This is a genomic window from Roseburia sp. 499 (assembly GCF_001940225.2).
Taxonomy (GTDB): domain Bacteria; phylum Bacillota; class Clostridia; order Lachnospirales; family Lachnospiraceae; genus Petralouisia.
Window position 1 is genome coordinate 935,991 of sequence record NZ_CP135164.1, and the last position, 24,194, is coordinate 960,184.

A 24,194-nucleotide genomic window follows, 5' to 3' on the forward strand; every position below is an offset into this window, starting at 1 on the left:
AATAAGACAGTCACAACCCTACTATTTTCAAGGGTTGCGGCTGTTTTTTTGTTCGTAGCGATATGTGCTATTTTTTGATTATGCTATTTAATCTGTTTTGTTTGTTTTATGATGGTTCGCATGAAAGCTTTTGAGAGGAATTCAAAGTCTGTCCTAAATCCGAATGCATTGTGTAAAGCATCGGTAAGTTTTGTGCGTTTATACGATGGTATATATCCACCGTCTTTTGACAACAGTGTCACATTCATATTTCTTAAGGTTTCCAATATCTGGCTGCAGGTGAAGTCTGATTCAAGTTTTTTCTCAAGCAGACGATAGAGAAGCAGGCTGATATAACATGTCATAAAATGAGCCTTGATACGGTCATCTCTTCTAACGTACACAGGCCGTGCTTCGAATTCCGTCTTCATAATACGGAAGTTTTCTTCAATCTCCCAGCGTTGTTTGTTGATCTTTATAATCTCATTGATATCTCCTTCAAGATTTGTGATAACAGCATAGAAGCCATCATATAGCTCTTCTTTTCGAATCAAATCTTCATCAAGCCCATAGACCTGATTTTCAGCAATCTCGCCATCAGTAGTGACTAATGTCTTTTTGACAAAGCGCATAGGGTCGTTTTGATTTTTTCCTTTTCGCTTTGAACCCGGAGAGGCAATAAGCTTTTCGGCACGTTCAATCTGACGGGCACGTACTTTTCTCTGATATGCCTTATATTTAGGAGAGTAGGTGACAATGAGGGTCTCATCCATGTCTCCTGTAACAACGGGAACTTCCTTGTAATAGATAGAGTTGAAGACCTCTTCGTCTGTTTCATCCAAAGTGCGAAGATCAACAAATGAAGTTGTTCCTGTTTTTCGGAACTGTGTTGGATTCATGGCAATATCACGATCCTCTTTTTTCATTTTTTTCAAAGAGTGTGTGATGATGTATGAACGATTTCCAATGCTGTTAAAACGTCGGTTGTCTGCACTGCCGAGACCCGCATCGGAACAAAAGATAAAATCGCTGCAGTTAAAATCCTGAAGAATCTTTTTCTCTAATGGTTTTAATGTTGTCTGCTCATTCTGATTTCCAGGAAAAATGTCAAAGGCTAAAGGAATGCCATCTGCATCCATAAACAAGCCCATAGTAACAATCGGGTTTGGACGGTTTTCTTTGCTTTTTCCATACTTTTTGATGCTGTCTTCTTCTTCAATTTCAAAGTAGTAATTCGTGCAGTCATAATAGAGGATACGTTGATTTCTTGGATGTATGAAGTTAGAGTTCTTGTAGAGCTCTTCTTGTATGAAATCGGATTCCTGTGCAATAACAGAGAGTGCGCGATACAGATTTTGAAGAGAATATTTTGGTGGTTCCAGGAGAGATTGGCAGTAAGAATAGCTGCTCAGTTTACTGGATGGGGAAAGAATTCTGGCATAAATCAAATCTGTAAGGATGGCATGAAAATCATAGTTGAATTTATGGCGGGTACGAATGTTTCTGCAGATGTTATCCAGTCTTAATTCGCTACAGAGCTGCTGTAAAAACAGATATCCGACATTAAAAAATCTATCTTCCTCCAATGGAATGCGTGAAAGAGGTGAAAAAGAAACGGACACTTTCTCTTTTCTCTGATTAAAAAGATTTGTTTCTTTTTCGGCTTCCTTTTTAGCCCATGCCATCATTTCTTTTTCGTCTCCAGAAAACTGTTCTAAAAGATCGTTGTATTTTCCGAGTTTCTTATAGATGCGGGAAGAAGTCTTTCCATTATCTTTGCGGTAAGATTGTTTGATATAAACATCTTTGTTATTTTTGCTGCCAGTAATACATATATACATAAGAATTATCCTCCGATATGTCTTTTCTTATATTATACCACAAAGAGTACAAAAGAGCACGTATAAAATCATAAAATTTGACAAAAAAATAAGCCCAGAATGGCTTAAATAAAGGATTTGTATTAAAATGTAAAAAAATCAAGTGTCAAAGACCCGAGTACAATCAGCTTCTTAGAATCGAAGAACAGCTAGGTTGTGTGGCTGAGTATAAGAATCCGTTTGACAAGTTTTAGACGCTATGATACAATATCCTAAGTTGTGAATGAAGACAGCCTCAGGAGGTGTAGGATAAGTGGCAGTATTAAAAACAGTTTTGCAGGTTGCATTTATTATAATCAGTATTGCACTGACAGTTATCGTTTTAATGCAGGAAGGCAAGCAGACAGGACTTGGCGCAATTGCAGGAAGTTCTGAGACATACTGGAGCAAGAATAAAGGTCGTTCCGTAGAAGGAATGCTCGTGAAGATTACCAGAGTGTTGGTAATCTTGTTTCTGGTGATTGCAGCAGTATTAAATATTGGAAGTTTTTAAGTACGAAAGACTGTCGGGATATTATTTTCCGGCAGTCTATTTTTATCCTATAGGATAAAAATGCTCCGCGAAGGATGCGCACCTCGCGGAGATGAAGTTAGTCGTAAACGACGCCGCTCGGGCGCGGCGAATTTCCTAAGCGGAATTCTTTATATATATTATAGGAGAGAAAATGGAGAAAGAATTACTGGAGAAAAGAAAACAGGCAGTTTATGAACTGATGTGTAATGATATGTATGTTCCCATGAAGATAAAGGAACTGGCGATTCTCATGAATGTTCCAAGAGAGGACAGGCCTGATTTAGAGGAAGTATTGAATGCTCTGATGGCAGAAGGTAAGATTGAACTTTCTAAGAGAGGAAAATATTCTAAAGCAGAGGGAACATTTCTGGTGGGAACTTTTACCGGAAATATTCGTGGATTTGGTTTTGTTACGGTGGAAGGTGAGAATGAAGATATTTTTATTCCGGAAACACAGGTAAACGGTGCTATGCACGGAGATACGGTGCAGGTGGTCTTGTCTACGGGAAAAGTGGCAGAAGGAAAGCGTAAGGAAGGAACGGTAGTCAAGATTCTGGCAAGAGGAACCGTACAGGTAGTAGGAACCTTTCAGAAAAGCAAGAATTTTGGGTTTGTAGTACCGGATAATCAGAAATTCGGACAGGATATTTTTGTCCCGATAGAACGTTCTAAGGGAGCGGTAGATGGTCATAAGGTAGTAGTAGAACTTACGGATTATGGGAAGAAGAATCGAAAGCCGGAAGGAAAGGTCATGGAGATTATCGGTCATATCAACGACCCGGGAACGGATATTATGTCTATTGTAAAGGGATATGATTTGCCCGTGGAGTTTCCGGAAAAAGTGCTAAAGCAGGCTGATACAGAGGCAAAGCCTGTCAGCACTGCGGATATGGCAGGGCGTATGGATGTTCGTGACTGGCAGATGGTAACCATAGACGGGGAAGATGCTAAAGACTTGGATGATGCTATTACCATTACGAAAGAGGGCGATAAGTATCGTTTAGGCGTACACATTGCGGATGTTACCAATTATGTACAAGAACGCAGTGCATTAGATGTAGAAGCGTTGGAACGTGGAACCAGTGTCTATCTGGTAGATCGTGTGATTCCTATGTTGCCGCATACCCTTTCCAATGGAATCTGTTCCTTGAATGCAGGAGAAGACCGATTGGCATTAAGCTGTATTATGCTTATTGATAAAAAGGGAAATGTAGTAGACCATAAGATTGCAGAAACAGTGGTAAGAGTAGACCGTCGTATGAGTTATACCAGTGTGAAAAAGATTCTGGTAGATCATGACGAAGCCGAAATAGAAGAATATAAAGAACTGGTGCCAATGTTTGAATTGATGCAGGAATTGGCAGCAATTTTGCGAGAAAAGCGTAGAAAAAGAGGTTCCATCGATTTTGATTTTCCGGAGACAAAGATTATTCTGGATAAGCAGGGAAAACCATTGGAAGTAAAGCCTTATGAGCGAAATGTAGCTACCAAGATTATTGAGGACTTTATGTTGATTGCCAATGAAACAGTGGCACAGGATTATTTTTGGCAGGAACTTCCTTTTGTATATCGTACCCATGATACGCCTGACCCGGAAAAGATTCAGAAGTTGAGTCTTTTTATCAATAATTTTGGATATACCATTAAAAACGGCCAGGAAGAGATTCATCCAAAGGAGTTGCAGAAGCTTTTAGGCAAAATTGAGGATACACCGGAAGAGGCGCTAATTAGCCGTTTGACCTTACGCTCTATGAAACAGGCAAAATACACAGTAACCAGTACAGGACATTTTGGACTGGCTACCCAGTATTACTGTCATTTCACATCCCCAATCCGCCGTTATCCTGACTTACAGATTCACCGTATTATCAAGGAAAATCTGCGAGGAAAGCTGAATGAAAAGCGGATTGAGCATTACGATAAGATACTTCCGGATGTGGCATCCCATTCCAGTGAGATGGAACGAAGGGCAGATGAAGCAGAACGGGAAACAGAAAAGCTGAAAAAGGTAGAATATATGGAGAAACACATCGGAGAGACTTTTGAGGGTGTTATTTCCAGTATTACTGCCTGGGGCATCTATGTAGAACTTCCGAATACCATAGAAGGTATGATTCATGTAACGAATCTGACAGATGATTATTATCATTACGAAGAAGAAACCTATGAAATGGTAGGAGAAGCTACAGGGAAACGTTATAAATTAGGGCAGAAAATAGAAGTAGTGGTAGATAACGCTGACAAGTTTATGCGTACCATTGACTTTGTACTGCCGGAAAAGGAAGAATAGAGGAAACATATGGGGAAAGATAGTATTAAGTTGATTGCCAATAATAAAAAGGCATTTCATGATTATTTTATTGAAGATAAGTATGAAGCTGGTATCAGCCTTGCCGGTACGGAGGTAAAGTCTCTCCGTATGGGCAAGTGCTCCGTAAAGGAATCCTTCATAAGAATTGAGAAGGGCGAGGTTATTATTTACGGAATGCATATCAGTCCCTATGAAAAGGGAAATATTTTTAACAAAGATCCATTGCGTCCAAGAAAACTGTTATTGCATAAGCATGAGATTAATAAAATAGCAGGAAAAATGGCGGAAAAAGGTTATACAGTAGTGCCATTGCAGGTATACTTCAAGGGGAGCCTGGTAAAAGTAGAGATTGCATTGGCAAGAGGAAAGAAATTGTATGATAAGCGTCAGGATATTGCCAAAAAGGATCAGAGAAGAGAATCAGAGCGGGAGTTTAAGGTCAAAAACTTATATTAAATATTGCATCTCCAGTTTGGTTGTGTTATAGTCTTTTTTAGAAAAAAACGGGTTTTAGAGTATGATTAATAAGGGGAGTCATGTCTGAAAGAAATCAAAATTCTATTTTTAATTTCGTATACATTTTCCCTAATATCATAAACATATAGGAAAAAAGGAGTATAAAAATGAGCAATTTCGTTTGTGAAAGTATTGTACAGTCAGGGCGTACTTCAGAGCGTTTGAGTTATACCTTGACCGATAATAATTTTTTTTACCAGACGGCATATAAGATTTTGCAGAATCAGGCAGGAAATACGTTTATTTCTTGCTATAAGTCTATGTGGAACGGAAAAGTGCGGCTAAGTTATCCGATTGGAAATTATCATCCTATTTATAGTTATAAGGGACAGCTTTTGCCGGAACATGTGATTGAGATTATTACAGAAATATGCAAAAATATAGATTCTTTTAAAATGAATGGATTGATACAGCCGGAAACGATTGATTTGTCTTATGATTCGATATTTTTAGATGAATATCTTGCAGTACATATGATATGTGTTCCACTGGCCATTTCTTCTACACCTGAGACGCAGATGTCTTTTGAACTGGCAATGAAAAGTTTACTATGTGAGATAATCGAAAAGGCACAGTGCCAACAGGACGAAGGGTTACTCCTACTTTATCAGGATTGCCAAGACAGAAAAAATACCTCAGAGGATATTTTTAGAAATTTAAAAATGAAGAAATATAGTTTTGGAAGAAGTACGAATAGTAATATGCAGAGAATAGAACTATGGGGAATTACCAATGGACAGAATCTGCAGATTGATATGGAAGAATGTATTCTAGGGAAGAGTCCGGAATATGCACATAAGGTAATTGCTGGGTCTAGTTCTGTCAGCAGGAAGCATTGTAGAATTTTTTGGTTGAACGGTCAGTTCTATATTGAAGATATGGGAAGTCTGAACCATACTTATGTCAATGGAAGCTTGGTGAAGAATGGGGAATATATTCCTTTGCAGCAAGGCGACGTGATACAGATTGCAGATTTGGAATATGAAGTACGATAAGGAGTGTAAGTCATGCAGAGTATATCAATGGTATTAATTGATAGTGATACAAAGTTTGTGGAAGGGCTGGAATGGAAGCTTCTGGAAGAATTGGGAGAAAGAGTTGAGCTAGAGTCCATAACAGAACAGGAGTATTTTGATACATATTTTGAAAAACCTAAGAATATAGATGTCCTGGTGGTTCATGAAGAACAGTATTTGGAGTGTGTACAAAAACAGAATATTAACCTGACTTTTGTACTTCGGGAAAATGAAATTGAGATGCAGGAGGATAACCGTATCTGTATGCTGCATAAATATATGAATCTGGGTGAGATGGTACGTCGTATTACAGAAAAGATAAGTCGGAGATTGAACATACAGACCAATACAGATGCCAATCGTGTTACCAGAGGAATTATGGTATATTCCCCTATTGGCGGTGCAGGAAAGACCACAACCGCATTAGGATTATCGGTTGCACTTTCCAAGCAGGGGAAGAAAGTATTATATTTTAATGCGGAAAATGTGCAGAATTTTCAATGGTATATGAGGGATAGGAATTATGCATATGAAGAATTGGCCGCATGCATCGTAAATGAGGACGAGCATGCTTTGTCCTATTTGAAAAATGCGTTGGGACATGAGGAATTTGATTATGTGAGACCGTTGCGACAGTCTGTACTGGCATATGGCATAACTGAGGATAATTATTTCTATTTCATCAGCCGGATTCTGGAGGCAAATGTATATGATTATATTATCTTCGACGTTTCTTCTGAATTAACACTGTTTAAGACAAAACTCATGGCAAAGTGTTACCGTGTGGTGAATGTTCTGCAGCAGGACGCATTATCAGTGTATAAAACAGAAGAATTTTTGAAAAATATTGATTATTCCGATGATGAGAAAATGCTTTGGATATGCAACAATTATGAAGAAAACCATGAGAATCGTATTCTGGGCAGCGAAATATTGCAAAATTGCAGTATTGCAGAGTACGTTGGAAAGGAAAATATGAATGGGGCATCCATTACATTAGAAAATATTCGTAGAAGTAACTTATTTCAGGCAACAGCATATCTGCTGGGTTAGGAGAAACAATGGAAAATACAATTATTATGTCACTTTATTTGCATAAAAGGCAAGAAATACATGATATAGAAGTACCTTTGGATATTACAGCAAATGAATTGCTGACGGCATTGAATCAAGGGTATCATCTGGGAATCGATTTGAAGGATATTAGACAGTGCTATTTGAAAACGGAGAATCCCATAGCCTTATTAAAGGGGAATAAGACCATAGAAGAATATCAGCTTAGAAATGGAACAATTATTAATTTTACAAGATAGGGGAAGAAAATGAAGGAACAGAATTATAAATTAATTTTATTTGGGACAAAAATATACCAGGAAATTGTATTGTATGGAAAAAATAAGGATGGAGTATGTATAGGTACCACAAAGAACTGTAATGTGCGATTTAGCCGTGACAGTTTTTTTGATGATTTTGAAATTCTGGTTACACCACAAGGGAGAGAATGGAAACTGGTGTGTAGCGATTCCGTGTATTTCATCTCAGAAGGTTTGATGAAGCAGTCTGCCATGACCTTAAAGCATGGAGCGGAAATTGTTTTAAAATATCAAAGTAGCAATGCAGAATTGATGAAGGTTTCTTTTTATATCGATTTTGATAACATGTACAGCGATTTCGAACGTGTATTGGAAATACCGGAGCAGGAGAGTATTACTATTGGTGGAAAGCCATTTTGCAATATCCATATTCAAGATGATTTGGTGGAAGAAGATACAATTGCATTGGTAAAAAGTAATGGGGATTATATCCTGAAGGATACCGGAGCAAGATACGGTGTTTATGTAAATGGATTCCGTATGGAAGAAAAGGAACGGAAAGTGTATGATATGGATTTCTTTATGCTGGATGGATATTCCTTTTATATACGCAATTCAAAGCTGTTTACCACTAATGCAGAGACCATACAGGTCAATGGAATGAAGGAAAAGGATGTCTCTAAAACAGGAAATCAGCTCATGTATCCTAAGTTTCAGAGAAGTACCAGAGTAAAGTATATTGTGCCGGAAGATGAGATAGAAGTATTGGCACCGAAGGCAAAAAAAGAAGTGCCGAAAAAAAATCTTGTAATGACGTTAATTCCGGCATTGCTATCTATGGTGTTGATGGTATTTTTACGTGGAGCCATGGGTGGTGGTGGAATGTTCGTTATTTACAGCGCTGCCATGATGGGAATGGGAATTGCTACATCAATCGTTACATATTTCATGGATGGAAAAGAGTACCGGACGGAGATAAAGGAAAGAAGAAAAGAATATCTTCAGTATGCGCAGGATAAAGAAAAAGAAATTAAGGAAATTCGAAAAAAGGAATTAAGAATTCTGGATCAAAAGTATATTTCTATTGATCGGGAAATCGAGGAAGTGGAACAATTTGACAGCAGATTGTTTGAAAAAGACGTTGAAGATGATGACTATCTGACTATCCGAATCGGAACAGGAACGGTAGAGTCAAATAGTCAGGTTTCGTATAAAAAACAGGAATTCAAGGATACAGAAGATGATTTAAGCGAGTATCCGGAAAAATTGGCAGATGCCTATCGGTATATCGAAAACGCTCCGGTCTGCATTGATTTAAAGGAGAATAATTGTGTCGGAATTGTAGGAACTCCTCAGGTGCAGTATGAGATACTGAAAAATATTACCATTGATTTATCCGTGCGCCATTTTTATCATGATGTAAAGTTTTATTATTTGTTCAATGAAAAGGAGCAGGAAAAATATACATGGTTACGCTGGCTTCATAATGTAAAAAGTGGGGTCGGAAACATTCGAAATTTCATGTATGATGAAGAGAGTAGAAAAATCATTTTAGAGGTTTTGTATGAAGAATTATCTTCCAGAGAAGGATTGAAGGAAGAAGAATTAAAACATCTGCCTCATTATGTGGTGTTTGTTACAGATGCAGAAGGATTGGCACAGCATCCGGTATCTAAGTATGTGGAAGAGTGTGGAAAGTACGGATTTAACTTTTTGTTCTTTGAAGAATATGAAGAATTATTGCCAAAGGGATGCGACCGAATTCTGAAAATGGAGAATGATTTTGCCACAGGTGTGATGGTAACTTCTGAGAATGGAGAAGAAAAGCAGCCATTTCATTATCATACCATTCCAAATCGTGTGGCAGAGAATCTGGCATTACGGTTGGGGTGCGTTTATGTAGACGAAGTGAGCTTGGAAAGCAGCCTGACGAAGAGTATTTCATTATATGAGTTGTTGGGAATCATCAATATTGATAACTTAGATATTGCATCCAGATGGCAGGAATCTAAAGTCTATGAGAGTATGGCAGCGCCTCTTGGCGTGAAAAGTGGTGATGAGGTGGTATGCCTTGACTTGAATGAAAAGCATCATGGACCCCATGGACTGGTAGCGGGTACCACAGGTTCCGGTAAGAGTGAGATTTTGCAAAGTTATATTTTATCTATGGCAACCTTGTTCCATCCTTATGAAGTAGGATTTGTAATCATCGACTTTAAGGGCGGTGGTATGGTAAATCAGTTTAAGGAACTTCCACATTTGATTGGTGCAATTACCAATATTGACGGAAGGGAAATTGACCGTTCCCTGCTCTCTATTAAGGCAGAACTGCGAAAAAGACAGGAATTATTTGCAGAGTATAATGTAAATCATATTGATGCTTATATTAAGAAGTTCAAGGCAGGAGAGACCTCTATTGCATTGCCTCATTTGATATTGATTGTAGATGAATTTGCAGAGTTAAAGAGTGACCAGCCGGAATTTATGAAAGAGTTAATCAGTGCGGCGCGTATTGGTCGAAGCCTTGGTGTACATTTGATATTGGCAACACAGAAGCCATCCGGTGTAGTAGATGATCAGATTTGGAGTAACTCTAAGTTCAAGCTTTGTCTGAAGGTGCAGAACAAAGAGGACAGTAACGAAGTATTGAAGTCGCCATTAGCAGCAGAAATTAAGGAGCCGGGACGTGCTTATCTTCAAGTGGGAAATAATGAAATATTCGATTTGTTTCAGTCTGCGTACAGTGGTGCAGCAGCGGACCAGAGCCAGGTGGATATCGTAAAGGAATTTTCCGTTAGTGATGTAAATCTTCTGGGAAAGAGCCAGGTGATTTTCCAACAGAAGAATCCAAAGTCCGAAAAGTCCGCTACTCAGTTGGAAGCAATCGTAGAATATGTGGCGAAATATTGCGCTGATAATAAGATAGAGCGGTTGCCGGGAATCTGTCTGCCATCACTGGGTGAAGTGATAGATTATTGTCAGTGTGAACCGAATTTTGAAATTGAGACAGATATAGGTGTTGTGATTGGTATTTACGATGCTCCGGAGCAACAGTTACAGAAGGAGACCTTTATAAATTTTTCGCAGGAAAACATTTTTGCAGTGGGTTCATCACAGTATGGAAAGACCAATTTATTGCAGGTATTAATTAAGGGACTGGCGATGAATTATACTCCGGACGAAGTCAATATTTATATTTTGGACTTTGCATCTATGATTCTGAAGACATTCGAAGGATTGAATCATGTGGGTGGAGTCATTACTTCTTCTGAGGATGAAAAGCTGAAGAACTTCTTTAAAATGATGAATGAGGAAATTTATCGCAGAAAAGATATGTTGTCACAAATGGGAATTAGTTCCTTTAGTTCCTATCGTGATGCCGGATATCGGGAACTGCCTCAGATTGTAATTATGGTAGATAATCTTACAGCATTGAAGGAATTATATCTTCAGGATAATGATAATTTACTGCTGATTTGTCGTGAAGGTCTGGCAGTAGGTATTTGTGTTGTAGTAGTAAATGCACAGACCACCGGAATTGGTTATAAGTATTTAGCGAATTTCTCAAAAAGAATTGCTTTATATTGTAATGACTCCTGTGAGTATAACAGTGTGCTGGATCATTGTCGTATGCAGCCAAGAAATGTACCGGGACGTGGAATTATCGATATTGATAAGTCTTTATATGAGTATCAGACATATCTTGCGTTTAAAGGAAGAAAAGAGATTGAACGTGTAGAAGAAATGAAATCATTTATGGCAGAGGTAAATGCTAAAAGTAAAGCTAGGGCAAAACGGATTCCTGAAATTCCGGCAGTATTGGATTGCAATTATGTTGCAGAGCAGTATCCGGAAATAGCCCAAAAGGCATATCAGGTCATGATTGGTTTAAATTACAGTACCATTATGCCGGTAGTATTGGATATCCGTACGCTCGGTGTACTTGGAATTGTTGGAAAAGAAAAATCGGGACGTGGAAACTTTGTTCGTTATTTATTGCATACATTGCAGAAGAACAGTCAAAATGCACCGGTTAAGGTTGTTATTATTGATGATGTTTCAAAGAAATTCGCAGATTTAGCAGAAATGGAAATGATAGAGAAGTATACTATGGATGCGAATTATATTGGAGAAGCATTGACGTTGTGGGAAGAGGAACTGAGAAATCGCTATGAAGCAATGGTGGCAGGTGATGATCAGATACTTGAACAGGCACCGTTACTTCTTTTGATAATTCAGAATATGGATGCTTTGGATATCTTGCAGAATAATCTGGCATGGATGGATTTGTACAAGAATATTACAGGAAAATTGAAGGCTATGAAGGTAGCAATCTTACTTTCGAATGTACCAAATGCTAATATTTCCTATTCTTCACCGGAACCATTGAAAAATATAAAGGATAGCAAGCATATGTTGATTTTTGATGAAATACCAAATCAAAAAGTACTGGATATCCCGATGTCTATTGCAAGAGAATATAAGAAAAAGTTGGAAGTGGGTGAGGGATTCTATTGTAAGGAGAATGAAGTAATTAAGATAAAAAGTGTGTTGGATTGTGAGTAAAACAAGATTTACAAAAATTGGAAAAAGTAGTTGACTTTATTGGAGTGAAGTAGTATACTTGACCTTGGAGTTGAGAGGGACGAGTTGCGATAATGAAAGGCTAGGGGTAGTCATTCATGGTTTATCATTCGATAAGCAACTATTTCAGTAAAATATCCGAGTAGGTAATTAAAAGTTAATTGCATATTGTTAGATTAAATTACCGAGAATAGGTATATCTATGTTTGTAGTTATGCTTATGCGTAGGGGTTTAATATATATTATAATTTTTAAGGAGGAAAAAACAATGAGTAATGGTCAGATTAGAATTACACCTGACACAATGAGACAGCGTGCATCACAGTATGATGCTGAAGCAGCAAACGTAGGTGAGGTAATCTCAAAAATGAACACTTTGTTAACAACATTGCAGGAAGAATGGGAAGGTGCTGCTAGCCAGTCCTATGCAGAGAGATTCATAGAATTAAGACCTAACTTTGAAAAAGCACAGGCACTTATTACTGAAATCGCAAATGCATTAAGAGCTACTGCACAGACAATTGAAACAACAGATTCTGACATCGCTAGTCAGTTTAAAGGCTAGATAGGTGACAAAAGCCTCTTAATGAAAATTAAGAGGCTTTTTCTTAACATAAGAAAGAATTTTTTTCGGGCAGGTGAGAGCATGAAGTGCAGAGTATGTGGAAGTGAAATAGAGAATCAAATATATTGTCCTATGTGCGGAGCAACAGTGAATCCGCAGCAAGAAGTACAGGAACAGCAGCAAGAACAGGCAGATTATTCCTACAAGTATCAGGGAATAGATGCAGATGCTACGACTGTTTTATCTGTGAATAATATTGAAAATGAAAAAGAAGAAAAGGAAAATGACGAAGAAGAGAAATGTGTGGTATCTGCAGAAGTAGAATTACCGCGGAAGAGTCACAAGAAACTGATTATAATATTGAGTATTATAGCAACAGTTTTGATGGTGGCGGGTATCGCAGTTTTTTGTTATTTTCATTACATATATCCAAACAAAATTGCTTACATGGAAAAGGAACTTTATTTTGTCAATAAGGGAGCAATTGAAAGTAGTAGCGGAGCGAAGGTAAAGAAACCGGATGGTTCGTATACACTAATACAGGCAGATTACGAGAAAAATGCATTTTTATATGCCGGAGAAGATGGGAAAAGCCTGGTAATAGCAGGAGAAAAAGAGAATTTAAAAGCGTCTAAGGATAAGCAAATCGTAGCGGTAATCGCAGATGAGGCACTGTCTAAGGTGTATTATTGGACACAAGAGGAAGAAAACTTTTATTCTTTACATTGTATGGGAGAAGAGGATACCATAAAAAGATATGTTACAGGAGTAAATGGAACCGTAATCAGTGAGAAAGGGAATTATTTGGCGTATTCCTATCAGGCGGGGGAAGATGCATATGTGGTTTGTGAGGTTATGCCTTCCGGTGAGGTAAATCAGATTGCAACCATGGAGAATCCTGTCAGGGTTCTGGGCGTAACAGAAGAAGGAAAGGTATTTTGTGAGCAGCAAAACCCGGCAAATACGAGGACCGAAGAAGGGGAAGAACCGGAACTTACCTATACGATTTATTGTATTCAGGATAAAAAGAATTATGGAAGTGACCTGTCAATGGTTACTTATTTTGGCTATTACAGTAATTTAAATTCCTTCTGTATACAGACTGCGGATAAGTCTGTTTATTATTTCGATATGAAGGAAGAAGGAAAAGAACAGTTAGTAGCAACCAATGTAGACTGGTTTACCGATGTCTCAGAGCCGTGTACATATGAGAAGTCTTGTGACAGACAGGTGATTTTTGGTAACAGTATGGATAGAAATTTCGAGAATACATCCCCATGTTACTATTATCTAAAGGAAAATTGTATGTATAGCTACGATATATTAAATGATCAGGAATCATGCAAAGTAGCAGGAAATTTTGGAAGAGCACAGAAGATAGAAATGTGGAATAGCAATCTGATTTTTTATTTAGCTGGGGATAAACTTTATAGTTGTGAGAAATTAGATGAGGAATGGCAGGAACCAAAGCTTTTGGCAAAGGAATGTACAGATTATAAGTATTCTCCGGAGCAGGACTGTGTGTACTATTTGACGGATGAAACACTTTATTCTTATGGTGATGGAAAGGAAGAAAAGATTTCTGATAAGGTGAAGAGTTTTGACCTGAATCCAGAGGAAGAAAGATTAGCTTATAACACGGATACAAGTATTGTAATATACGAGAAAGAGGAAGAAGAATATGCAGTAAAGTCTCAGGGACAGATATTTGTGATTGGTCAGGACGTATATTATACAGATGATAAAAATAATTTGTATCAGTTATTGAGTGAAACAGGAGAAACACAGAAGGTTACAGACGGGATAGAATCCGTAGGGTACATTTGGAAATAGAAAATGGAGGAAAGTCATGGAAGAGATATTCGAGGTAAAAAATCATGGATTAGAGAATTTTTTAGTATATTGGGTGCAGGACAAACAGGCGATAGAGCCTAAAAGCGTTGAGATTATCAAGGGAATTCATTCTAATATTATTGAATCATTAGAAGAAATAGAAGAAGAGGAAAAGTATGGATTCCAGTATAATATTGCATATAAAGCTACGCTACGCAAATATCTTATGCAAACTATGGGAAAAACGGAAGTGTTAAAGCTTCTAGAAACAGTCATTGAAGCATTTCAGTTTTTGAAGAACAAAGGGATTGATGAGAAATATTTGTATTTAAATCTGGATTATATTTTTGTTGATTTTGTAACCAGAGATATTTCTTTTTTATGCATTCCGGAAAATAAGAAATTACCAGGTAATAAGAGTTTACGAGAGTTTTTGAAGGAACTGCTTATGAGTATTACCTATAAAGAAGAAGAGGATATTTACTATATTGCAAAACTGGTGTTGTATGTTTCCAATAATCCATATATTGAGGTGGAGAATTTTGAAGAACTGGTATTAAGTTTGAAAGAAACGAAAATTATACAGAGTCAGCCACAAGTAACTGTTTCAAATGCAGTACCGCTGGTGGCTCCGGTATCTGCTACACCGGTTATGCCGGCATTCACGGCGCCGGCAGCACCACGTCCAATGAGGGAGGAAACGGTACAAGGAAGCCAGCCGAAGCCAATTAAGCTGGAGGCTGCGAAACCTGCACCATCCGGAAGCCTTGCAGGTTCTCAAGAGATAGGGGAGCATGATGAAACAACGGTATTAACTACACCGTCCGGAAATTTAAAAGAGCCATTGAAGACAAGAAAGGGACTGTTTCAAAGAGTATCGGATAAAAAACCGACGCAAGTGTTAATTCGTACGAAGAATCAAGAAAAAATTGTTATTAATAAAAATGTATTCCGTATTGGTAAATCAAAAACAGATACAGATTATACAGTGGAAGATAATGTGGCAATCAGCCGAGTACATGCCGTTATCTATAAAAGAGATGGAGCTTGCTATATTCGGGATAATGATTCTACCAATAATACATATGTAAACGGAGTCATTTTAAAGGGAGAAAAGGAACAACTTCTGATGAAGGGAATGAAGGTTTCCTTAGCAGACGAAGAATTTATATTTGATTTAGTATAGTAGGGAGAAATATGAGATATATTACAGCTTATGCAAGTGATGTTGGGATCAAAAAAGAGACAAATCAAGACGCTATATTGATAAAGAAAGCAAGGACAGCACAGGGAGAGATTCTCCTTGCCATTATCTGTGATGGTATGGGAGGGTTGGAAAAAGGAGAAGTAGCAAGCAAGGAAGTAATTGAGCGATTTTCCGGATGGTTTCATGAAGAACTGCCGCAGATGCTGTATGAAGGATTCGACCAGAACAAGCTTCAGATGAGATGGAAAGAAATTGTGGTAGAAGAGAATCTGAGGATTGGTGAATTTGGGAAGAAGAATAATGTAAATCTGGGAACTACACTAACTGCATTACTTGTAATAGAGGACAGTTATTATGTAGTGCATGTAGGAGACAGCCGTATTTACGAATTATCTGATATGTTGTATCAGATAACGGAAGATCAGACACTGGTAGCAAAGGAAATAGCAGCAGGTCGTCTGAGTGAGGAACAGGCGGAGACGGACCCGCGAAGGAGTGTTTTGTTACAGTGTATAGGAGCATCACAGACAGTGGAACCGGTGTTTTATCACGGAAAGATAAAAGAAGATGCGGTTTATATGTTGTGTTCAGATGGATTACGTCATATGTGTACACCGATGGAAATGTGGAATTCTTTTTGCGCACAAGCCAATCCGGATGAAAAAGTTATGAAAAATAATATTTTAGAATTTATTGAAATGTTGAAACAGAGACAGGAAAAAGACAATATAAGTTGTATATTAGTAAAAACGATAAGATAGAGGGATTAGAATGTCAAAAGTAGGTCTGGTACTGGATGGAAAATACGAAATATTAAAAGAAATCGGTCAGGGTGGAATGAGCATTGTATATGTGGCAATGGATAACCGACTGAATAAACAATGGGCAGTAAAGGAATTAAAGAATGACGGCTCGCAGAGCGTAGAAATGCAGTTAAAGGGAATTGAGCGGGAAGCTAATATATTGAAAAAGGTAGACCATCCCGTATTGCCGAGAATTGTAGATATTATAGATAAAGACGGAACAATATATGTTGTCATGGATTATATTCAAGGATTGGCATTAGATCGTATTTTGAAGGAAGAAGGAGCACAGCCGCAGGAAAATGTAATTGAGTGGGCAAAACAGTTGGCAAGTGCTTTGGATTATCTTCATTCCTTGAATCCGCCCATTATCTATCGTGATATGAAACCCTCCAATATTATGTTGCAGCCGGACGGGTGAGTAAAGCTGATTGATTTTGGAACAGCAAAGGAATATAAAGTTGAAAATATTGCAGATACTACAGCTCTTGGAACCAGAGGCTATGCAGCTCCGGAACAGTTTGGGGATGAGCAGGGCCGAGGAATCTACAAAACGGATGCGAGAACAGATATTTATTGCCTAGGTGCAACTATTTATCATATTGTAACAGGGAAAAATCCCTGTGAGCCTCCATATGTTATGCGTCCCATTCGGGAATGGAATCCGGCATTATCTAGTGGATTAGAAAAAATTATAGAAAAATGTACACAGCCAAATCCGGAAGATCGTTATCAAAACTGTTCTGAGTTAATTTACGCCTTAGAACATTATGATGAATTGGATAGTGGTCATCGTAAGAAGCAGACAGGAAAGTTGATGCTCTGGGGTGGAACCGTAGCTGCAATGGCAGTTAGTATCGTAATATCTGCATTGGGATATCAAGGAATTCAAAATACCAGAAAGCAGGATTATCGAAGTCTGATTGAAAAGGCGAATACATATAAAATAAATGGAGATTATTCCAAAGCATCGGAAGTATATGTAGAAGCAATTACAGATGTAGATGGAAAGAATCCGGAAGCATATTTGGATATGTTAAGCCTTTATGTGAATTATATGGATGCAGAAGAAGGACTGGAAAGAATTGGTGCATATATTAATTCCGGCTATCAGAATATTCAGGATAACAGTGAGGTAGTACGTCAGGTAGCATTGACGTATCTGAACGAGGAAAAAGATTATGCCAACAGTTTATATTATTTTCAGATGTTGGATGAAGAAGAAGTGCCGGAAGCAGTATATTATAAGAAAATATTGTCATGTCTGTCTGAATTAGATGTTACAGGAAGCAATATGGAAGATTTAGCAGAGACAATGAAGGATTTTGAAACTTATAATGACAGTCAGACCCTATCTGAGGCGAAAATGCTTAACTACAAAATCATGGGCGATATTTACATGATATATCCAGGGTCCATAGAAGGAGCAGTAGAGTCTGCTATTCGAGTGGCTGATAAGGCATTGGAAGAAGTAGAAGATTTAGATAGTGATGAGATGCTTGTGGAATACACGGTTGATTTCAGTGATATTTTGTACAAGGCTTATAGAGAACGAGCAGAAGAAATAGAAGATAACACAGAGAAAAGTGAGAATTATAATTTAGCCATTACATATTGTGAAGAAATACTATCTATTATTTCAGATGATAATCAGGAAAAAGACCGTTGCAAATATATATGTGATGTTGCTGAAATGTATGAAGAAATCGGTGATTTGGAATCTGCCAAAGCAAAGTATGAAGTAGGAATTAAGGAATTTGGAAATAAATATAAGGATATTTATATTGGATATTTATCCTTGTTGTGTAATGAAGCAGCAGCAAAGGACAGTAATATAGAAAATTGGAATCCGGATGCTATTTTTGCCATTTATGATCAGGGTATGCAGGTTGCAGATATTTCCAACGATATAAAATGGAAAAAATTAGTGCAGAAGCTAGGACCATTATTTCAAAAGTATGGGAGGTAAAACAGATGGCAAATGAAATTATGTTCTATGGAGGAATTGCAGGTGCAGTTCTATTTGGAATAGGAGCTATCATCTTGTTTTTCGTTTTTCGTATTCATACTGTAATAGGAGAATTGACCGGAATTACAGCGAAAAGAAGTATTCGAAAGATTCAAAAAGAGGGATATGAAGGGCAGAGTAAGATTCGTGCTATTCGTGAGAATACAGATCAGATTGTGGCAAAGAGAGGTAGAACAACCGGAAGATTACAGCCAAAGACAAATAAGCAAATAGCTTTGGAAAAACCAAATATACATGATGAGACAGTTGTACTGAATCAGACATTAGACGAACAGACAACAGTGCTGAACCAAGGAATAGACGAACAGACAACAGTGCTAAATCAAGGAATAGAGGAAGAAACAACAGTATTGCAACAGCCACAGATTCAGTTTGAGGTGGAGGAAGATGTGGTAGTGACGCATACGGAAGAGCGGATATAAATTATTAGTATAAGAAAGGGGAAGTTATGAGTAGAATTAAGCAATTGGAAACTGAGATTAGAGGGTATAAGAATAAGATTCAGGAATTACAGTCTGAAATTAAAAAGAATGAACAAAATTATGAATCATTAAGAATTTTTAAAGGGAATGTGGAAAAGTCATATGAAGAATTTAATAATGTAAATAATGCAAAGAAAAGCCAACTTACTGATATAGAGATGGTAAAAAAGAATAGTATTACTGCTCAGAGGTATTATGATGGAATGAATAATATTTTGAATGGGATTGGAACTAAAACGGTTGTGGGGGCGTATTTGGGATTACTTTTTATGATTTCAGGTAAAATGCAAAGTTACATGAATAATATTAATTGTTGTGAGACGAAAATCAAAAGTTATAATGGGACAATTGCAGGTTTGGATATAGCTTTGCAGGATGCAAAAAATAATGAAAAACAGGGAGGAAATAAATAATGGGAAGGCATGTTGTTTATGACGAGAATGAGTTATCACTGGTAACCAATAGTATGGTAAATTATGCAGAGTTTTTATCACGTTGTATTGAAGAATACATAACATTGCTTGACGATTTGCAAAGTAAGGGAATCCAAGATGAGGTAATTTGCTCAAAAATTGCAGATTTAGAAACAACAATAAAATCATATAAAACCGTAATTTATGATGAGTGCCAAGATATTAGAACAAAAGTAAATAAGAGCATTGAGGAAATTGCATTAGAAGACGATTTTAGATTTCCGAGTGATATTACTTCTGTGGTAGGTTCTCTATTATCTATGTTTTTGTAAATATAGGAGGTATACAATGTCAACACAGGTAAAAGTAAATTTATCAGAATTAGAAAAAATAGAAGGAAAATTGTTATCTTTACAAAAGAGAATGACTAACCGGAAGGTGAGTGTGAACTTTGTAAATACCAAGGGAAGTGTAGCTGATGAAATGGTTAATGCAGCTTCAAAACTAAATGAAATAGGCACAACATTAACTACACTTATTACTAAAACCGGAAAAGTAGTAGAGAACGCAAAAGTTTCATTTGAAGCTGTAGATGCAGAAATATCAAGGCTATTTGAATCAGGAGATGAATAAAAGTCATGAAAAGAATGAGAAAATTTATTATTTTAGGAATCATTGTAATAATTGGAATAGGAGTGTGCGGTTGTAATATGAAAAAAAATACGGACAATGCTAAGAAGTCAGAATTGGTTTTAAGTGAAAGACAAAAAGAAATTTTGGAGGAGGCAGGCTTATCTACGAATCCGGAAGAACTGACATATTCCCAAAAAAAATCAATTGTGGCAATAGAAGAAATGCTCACAGCAGTAGAAAAGAAATATAATCGTTCATTTTCATATGATGGGTATGTTCAGAAAGGACCATTGGAGTATGAACATTTAATAGCATATCCTTCGGACGGAGATCCTCAAACGGATAGTTTTGAAGTGAGAAAAGTAGAAGGTGAAAATGGAACGGAATATGAAGATGATTATATGTTAGTGGCAATAAGAGATGATTATACGGAATATGTAGAAGAGCTTATAGTTTCAAGTTTAGATAATGAACATATAAAAGTTTTTGCAGATATTTATACAACTGAATTAAGTGCTATTCCGACTGATAAAAAGGAATATAATGAAAATGTTAGTAGTTGGAAAGGGGTATTCATATATTGTTCAAATAACGATGAAATGTCAAGGGATACTGAAATAATACAACAGTTACTGGAAAATGAGAATTTAAGATATGATTGTGATATTATCTTTTTGAAAGAGGATGTTATAGATAAACTTACAGAATATAATTATACAGAATATATAACTTCAGATTGTTACGTGAAAAAAGAAAAAATTAGAATTGATTAGGAGACCAGCTATGAAAAGTCAAGCATAAATTAGCTGGAAATTTCAAAATTCTTTTTATGGTAAAAATGGGTAACTTTAACAAAGCTCCCGAAAAGCCCTTTTTCAAAATCTACTATTGATTGATATACAGACCTCTTACTCGAGGTTAAATTCTACATTGTCAGTGAGCATCTTCCAGATGACTCTGACTAGCTTGCCGGCACAATGCCCAAGTGCATTGTAGTGAGACCGGCCTTCAGACCTCTTGGCATCATAATAAGCCTTGAAGGTTGCGTTGTTTCTAACAACGTTCCATGCTGCATTTACAAGGGCATATCGTAATACACGAGAGCCACGTTTGGACATACGAGTGGTTTTAGCCTGAAAGTTTCCAGACTGATAAACAGAAGGATCCAAACCAGCAAATGCTAGCAGTTTATTAGGATTGGAGAAACGGTGAATATCACCAATTTCACCAAGGATCATTCCACCATTGATATATCCGATACCAGGAATGGTCATGAGCACAGAATCATTGAATTTCATGATTTCTGTCATCTCAGCTTCAATCTTTTCTAATTGACTATCCAGTAACTCGATTTGTTGAATGGTTTGAGTTATCTGAATAGATATAGCGCTGTCGTTAGCACCGACAGACTTCTGTGCTAGAACTCTTAATTCTTTGGCCTGCTCCTTTGTAAAGTGTCCGTGTGAGTTCACTTTGAGTAGATTTGCCAGATGAGTCATATGCATGGAAGCAATCTCTTTTGGAGAAGGTGCTTCTTTTAAAAGAGCATAGACAGCGTGTTGATGCAGACCAGATTTGAAGAAATACTGAATTTCCGGAAATACTTGATCAACATAGGTTGTCAGTTGGATTTTCAAGCGGGTTCGCTGTTTTATAGTTTTCTGTCTAAAGCGTCCCAAGGCCTTAAGATCCATCATATCGAGGTCATAGAAACTGAAGAATCTTAGGTTATCCTGCATCATAAGAGTTTTAGCAATCACATATGTGTCGACCTTATCTGTCTTAGTTTTGCGAATGTTATTCTTTCGCATCTGACAAGTTTTGATGGGGTTCAACACACACACTTGGTAAAGCTCAGTAACAAGGTATCGAACAAGGTTGTCACCGTAGTGTGCCGTTGACTCAAGACCGATGATGATGCTGTTCTTGTCGAATGATTCGAGCTTAGAGATCAGCAGTTGGAAGCCATCAGCGTCGTTTGTGAATTTGAACGGCTCAAGAATTATTTCACCGTCGGAAGAAATCGCAGCGGCGAAATGGTTGAGTTTGGCAATATCAATGCCTACAAAAATTTTCATGAGGTTGTACCTCCCTTTCATAAAGTCTGATACCATGATGTCCACCATCGATTATCATCGTAGACTTGATAGAAATAAGTACTCTGAGTGAAAAACACTTCGGTAACATCCAGCTGATAAACAATTCAGATAAAGGTAGTGGCAATACACTCCAGTAGAGTAGTCAAGCTACAGGGTAAAATCAAAAGTCCATAGTATCTGAATTGTATTAAACCATAAATATAGAAAAATGAAAGGATAGTATGATTACTAGCTTCTAATTAATCATACAAGGTGGGAAAATGGAATTAAGTGAAAGTGAATTGTGTATGTTGGAGCAACTATGTTATTTGAACAGAGATGTTGCCGCTGCAGCTGGAATAGAAGAAAAATTTGGCGGTATAAGGTTAATTGAGTCAGAGGGACAAGCTATAGAAGATATACTTGAAGTGTTTGATGAAACTGCTCTAGCGAACCTCGAGGCACTAGGTGATGAAGAAGTTGGAGGTGCATGTGCAAGTGGCAAAGAATGGGCAGATATAATCAGATATATAAAATCGAGTAATTTAAAGGATTTAGTTTTGACAGACACTATGGAAAATTCAAATGGAACGACTTTGGCATTATGTTTTGCAGAGACAGCAGATTCATCAGAGGCAATAGTGGCATTTAAAGGGACAACTGGCAAGCAGGAGTGGATTGATAATGTGGAAGGATTGAATATAGAGGAGACAAAACTCCAAAAAGAAGCATTGGATTTTATAGAGAGCCTTAAATATACGAATATAACAGTAACAGGACATTCAAAAGGTGGAAATAAGGCTATGTATGTTGCAATTACATCAGATAAGGTGACACGATGTGTTGCATTTGATGGACAAGGATTCTCACAGGAATTCATTAATAAGTATTGGGCTGAGATTCAGGCGAAAGGAAAAAATATTTCAAATTATTCATTGGCAACAGATTATGTACATGCATTATTGTTTCCGGTTCCTAATTCCAATCAGTTTTATTGTATTGGGTATGGAGTCGATAATATGAAGCAGCATCATAGTCCAAATTCTTTTTTTATGCAAGATAATGGTGGAAATTTGTGGATAGATGAAAGTGGAAACATCATTATTAGAATAACAAAAGAAGAAGAGTCGATTACGATGTTGCATGAGTTTACCACCTTTATAATGAATAACGCAGATGGGAAAGATGAAGAAAAGATCATTGAATATGTTTCTGGATTAGTGGCAATGGCATTTGGTGGTAGTGAAATCTCGAAACAAGAAATAATTGATTATGCTTTATCAGACCCAGATTCATTAGCACTTGTTTTGGCATATTTGGTCAAATATATGGATGTGTATGATTTAGATGCTGATGATATCGACAAGTTATTAGAGACACTGGGATTAAATTCTTTGAATCAGTTGATTACAATAACGCAGTTTGAGTTTTTGGGAGATAAGTATAACCTTAATGTAAATTTGGCCAATATACTAAATCTTATAAAACAGAATCTAACAGATGGAGATGATGATTGGATTATAAAAAGAATTTTGCCATTACTAAAAAGTTGGTTCTTTGATGATGTTGATATAGATGTGAGTGATTTATGGGAAAGAATCAATAGTAAAGTTAAAGCCATAGATACATCTGGAGGAAAAGATAACGCGAAAGTAAGGACAGGTAAAATTTATGATTTTTCGCAAAATGTATATGATACTTTAATGAGTACTATTTCAAAAATAGAGAATATATCTATTTCTCCTGTTGAATCATGGTCAAGTTATGCAAGCGAAGAGTGGTATTCCCAGATTTTTGTTCCAATAGCAATAAGTGGAATAAGAGCATATTTTGATAAATTGTCAGAAACAAACTTAGAGTGTAAAAGACGTATAGATACAATATTTGAAAATGTGCTACAAACAGATTCAGATTATGCAAAAAAAATCACGGAAAACAATAATAACTTGGAAACAATAAACAACAATTTGTTAGAAGGGATATTGGCGTCATAAATTGAGGAAAGGTCTGCCTATAAATATTATGGCATAGAAGAGGA

General features: G+C 37.0%; 19 protein-coding genes and 1 pseudogene. 18 read left to right on the forward strand and 2 right to left on the reverse strand.

The window, feature by feature from the left end; translation table 11 throughout:
* Positions 1 to 83: 83 nt before the first annotated feature.
* A complete protein-coding gene (locus tag BIV20_RS04705) occupies positions 84 to 1,820 on the reverse strand; it encodes an IS1634 family transposase (protein WP_075717394.1) in 1,737 nt (578 codons plus the stop codon).
* A gap of 292 nt (positions 1,821 to 2,112) precedes the next feature.
* On the opposite strand from BIV20_RS04705, the gene secG reads away from it, so the two are divergent.
* The 17 genes and pseudogenes from secG (at position 2,113) to BIV20_RS04790 (ending at position 20,851) form a co-directional block, all read left to right on the forward strand.
* Positions 2,113 to 2,352: a preprotein translocase subunit SecG gene (secG, locus tag BIV20_RS04710; protein WP_075718574.1), complete on the forward strand. Its 240-nt coding sequence runs from the start codon at positions 2,113 to 2,115 to the stop codon at positions 2,350 to 2,352.
* Positions 2,353 to 2,524: 172 nt separating this feature from the next.
* A complete protein-coding gene (gene rnr, locus BIV20_RS04715; RefSeq protein WP_075718576.1) occupies positions 2,525 to 4,663 on the forward strand; it encodes a ribonuclease R in 2,139 nt (712 codons plus the stop codon).
* A gap of 9 nt (positions 4,664 to 4,672) precedes the next feature.
* Positions 4,673 to 5,140 carry an SsrA-binding protein SmpB gene (smpB, locus tag BIV20_RS04720; protein WP_075718578.1) on the forward strand — a complete coding sequence of 156 codons (468 nt, stop codon included), beginning with the start codon at positions 4,673 to 4,675 and terminating at the stop codon, positions 5,138 to 5,140.
* A 167-nt stretch (positions 5,141 to 5,307) separates the two neighbouring features.
* A complete protein-coding gene (locus BIV20_RS04725) occupies positions 5,308 to 6,195 on the forward strand; it encodes an FHA domain-containing protein (protein ID WP_075718580.1) in 888 nt (295 codons plus the stop codon).
* A gap of 12 nt (positions 6,196 to 6,207) precedes the next feature.
* A complete protein-coding gene (locus BIV20_RS04730) occupies positions 6,208 to 7,269 on the forward strand; it encodes an AAA family ATPase (protein ID WP_075718582.1) in 1,062 nt (353 codons plus the stop codon).
* An 8-nt stretch (positions 7,270 to 7,277) separates the two neighbouring features.
* A complete protein-coding gene (locus tag BIV20_RS04735; protein WP_075718584.1) occupies positions 7,278 to 7,529 on the forward strand; it encodes an EsaB/YukD family protein in 252 nt (83 codons plus the stop codon).
* 9 nt (positions 7,530 to 7,538) lie between these two features.
* On the forward strand, positions 7,539 to 12,095 hold the full coding sequence (gene essC / locus BIV20_RS04740; RefSeq protein ID WP_143524500.1) for a type VII secretion protein EssC: 4,557 nt from the start codon (positions 7,539 to 7,541) through the stop codon (positions 12,093 to 12,095).
* Positions 12,096 to 12,381: 286 nt separating this feature from the next.
* Positions 12,382 to 12,678, forward strand: coding sequence for a WXG100 family type VII secretion target (locus BIV20_RS04745; protein ID WP_075718586.1), 297 nt, complete (start codon positions 12,382 to 12,384; stop codon positions 12,676 to 12,678).
* Between the two features lie 81 nt (positions 12,679 to 12,759).
* On the forward strand, positions 12,760 to 14,511 hold the full coding sequence (locus BIV20_RS04750; protein ID WP_143524501.1) for a hypothetical protein: 1,752 nt from the start codon (positions 12,760 to 12,762) through the stop codon (positions 14,509 to 14,511).
* A 16-nt stretch (positions 14,512 to 14,527) separates the two neighbouring features.
* Entirely contained in the window at positions 14,528 to 15,697 is a 1,170-nt protein-coding gene (locus BIV20_RS04755; RefSeq protein WP_075718590.1) for an FHA domain-containing protein, read from the forward strand.
* Between the two features lie 11 nt (positions 15,698 to 15,708).
* The gene (locus BIV20_RS04760; protein ID WP_075718592.1) at positions 15,709 to 16,479 is read left to right on the forward strand and encodes a PP2C family protein-serine/threonine phosphatase; all 771 of its coding nucleotides are present in this window, start codon (positions 15,709 to 15,711) and stop codon (positions 16,477 to 16,479) included.
* Between the two features lie 97 nt (positions 16,480 to 16,576).
* A pseudogene (locus BIV20_RS04765) lies at positions 16,577 to 18,490 on the forward strand (protein kinase domain-containing protein).
* Between the two features lie 5 nt (positions 18,491 to 18,495).
* Positions 18,496 to 18,972, forward strand: a complete 477-nt coding sequence (locus tag BIV20_RS04770) for a hypothetical protein (protein WP_075718594.1) — start codon at positions 18,496 to 18,498, stop codon at positions 18,970 to 18,972.
* Positions 18,973 to 18,998: 26 nt separating this feature from the next.
* Positions 18,999 to 19,445 carry a hypothetical protein gene (locus BIV20_RS04775; protein WP_075718596.1) on the forward strand — a complete coding sequence of 149 codons (447 nt, stop codon included), beginning with the start codon at positions 18,999 to 19,001 and terminating at the stop codon, positions 19,443 to 19,445.
* Positions 19,445 to 19,777 carry a hypothetical protein gene (locus tag BIV20_RS04780; protein WP_075718598.1) on the forward strand — a complete coding sequence of 111 codons (333 nt, stop codon included), beginning with the start codon at positions 19,445 to 19,447 and terminating at the stop codon, positions 19,775 to 19,777. Before BIV20_RS04775 ends, BIV20_RS04780 begins: the two co-directional genes overlap by 1 nt.
* Positions 19,778 to 19,793: 16 nt before the next feature.
* Positions 19,794 to 20,078, forward strand: coding sequence for a hypothetical protein (locus BIV20_RS04785; protein WP_075718600.1), 285 nt, complete (start codon positions 19,794 to 19,796; stop codon positions 20,076 to 20,078).
* Positions 20,079 to 20,083: 5 nt separating this feature from the next.
* On the forward strand, positions 20,084 to 20,851 hold the full coding sequence (locus BIV20_RS04790) for a hypothetical protein (protein ID WP_075718602.1): 768 nt from the start codon (positions 20,084 to 20,086) through the stop codon (positions 20,849 to 20,851).
* A 135-nt stretch (positions 20,852 to 20,986) separates the two neighbouring features.
* Here the strand turns inward: BIV20_RS04790 and BIV20_RS04795 are convergent, their stop codons facing one another.
* Complete coding sequence (locus BIV20_RS04795) at positions 20,987 to 22,156, reverse strand: IS110 family transposase (protein ID WP_075718604.1); 1,170 nt, start codon at positions 22,154 to 22,156, stop codon at positions 20,987 to 20,989.
* Positions 22,157 to 22,437: 281 nt separating this feature from the next.
* Here BIV20_RS04795 and BIV20_RS04800 point away from each other — a divergent pair, with 281 nt between their 5' ends.
* Entirely contained in the window at positions 22,438 to 24,150 is a 1,713-nt protein-coding gene (locus BIV20_RS04800; RefSeq protein ID WP_075718606.1) for an Mbeg1-like protein, read from the forward strand.
* Positions 24,151 to 24,194 lie beyond the last annotated feature (44 nt).

Bases quoted from the DNA above. Each gene is read 5' to 3' on its own strand.
- BIV20_RS04705 (WP_075717394.1), bottom strand. From the start codon at position 1,820: ATGTATATATGTATTACTGGCAGCAAAAATAACAAAGATGTTTATATC.
- rnr (WP_075718576.1), top strand. From the start codon at position 2,525: ATGGAGAAAGAATTACTGGAGAAAAGAAAACAGGCAGTTTATGAACTG.
- smpB (WP_075718578.1), top strand. From the start codon at position 4,673: ATGGGGAAAGATAGTATTAAGTTGATTGCCAATAATAAAAAGGCATTT.
- BIV20_RS04725 (WP_075718580.1), top strand. From the start codon at position 5,308: ATGAGCAATTTCGTTTGTGAAAGTATTGTACAGTCAGGGCGTACTTCA.
- BIV20_RS04730 (WP_075718582.1), top strand. From the start codon at position 6,208: ATGCAGAGTATATCAATGGTATTAATTGATAGTGATACAAAGTTTGTG.
- BIV20_RS04735 (WP_075718584.1), top strand. From the start codon at position 7,278: ATGGAAAATACAATTATTATGTCACTTTATTTGCATAAAAGGCAAGAA.
- essC (WP_143524500.1), top strand. From the start codon at position 7,539: ATGAAGGAACAGAATTATAAATTAATTTTATTTGGGACAAAAATATAC.
- BIV20_RS04745 (WP_075718586.1), top strand. From the start codon at position 12,382: ATGAGTAATGGTCAGATTAGAATTACACCTGACACAATGAGACAGCGT.
- BIV20_RS04750 (WP_143524501.1), top strand. From the start codon at position 12,760: ATGAAGTGCAGAGTATGTGGAAGTGAAATAGAGAATCAAATATATTGT.
- BIV20_RS04755 (WP_075718590.1), top strand. From the start codon at position 14,528: ATGGAAGAGATATTCGAGGTAAAAAATCATGGATTAGAGAATTTTTTA.
- BIV20_RS04760 (WP_075718592.1), top strand. From the start codon at position 15,709: ATGAGATATATTACAGCTTATGCAAGTGATGTTGGGATCAAAAAAGAG.
- BIV20_RS04770 (WP_075718594.1), top strand. From the start codon at position 18,496: ATGGCAAATGAAATTATGTTCTATGGAGGAATTGCAGGTGCAGTTCTA.
- BIV20_RS04775 (WP_075718596.1), top strand. From the start codon at position 18,999: ATGAGTAGAATTAAGCAATTGGAAACTGAGATTAGAGGGTATAAGAAT.
- BIV20_RS04780 (WP_075718598.1), top strand. From the start codon at position 19,445: ATGGGAAGGCATGTTGTTTATGACGAGAATGAGTTATCACTGGTAACC.
- BIV20_RS04785 (WP_075718600.1), top strand. From the start codon at position 19,794: ATGTCAACACAGGTAAAAGTAAATTTATCAGAATTAGAAAAAATAGAA.
- BIV20_RS04790 (WP_075718602.1), top strand. From the start codon at position 20,084: ATGAAAAGAATGAGAAAATTTATTATTTTAGGAATCATTGTAATAATT.
- BIV20_RS04795 (WP_075718604.1), bottom strand. From the start codon at position 22,156: ATGAAAATTTTTGTAGGCATTGATATTGCCAAACTCAACCATTTCGCC.
- BIV20_RS04800 (WP_075718606.1), top strand. From the start codon at position 22,438: ATGGAATTAAGTGAAAGTGAATTGTGTATGTTGGAGCAACTATGTTAT.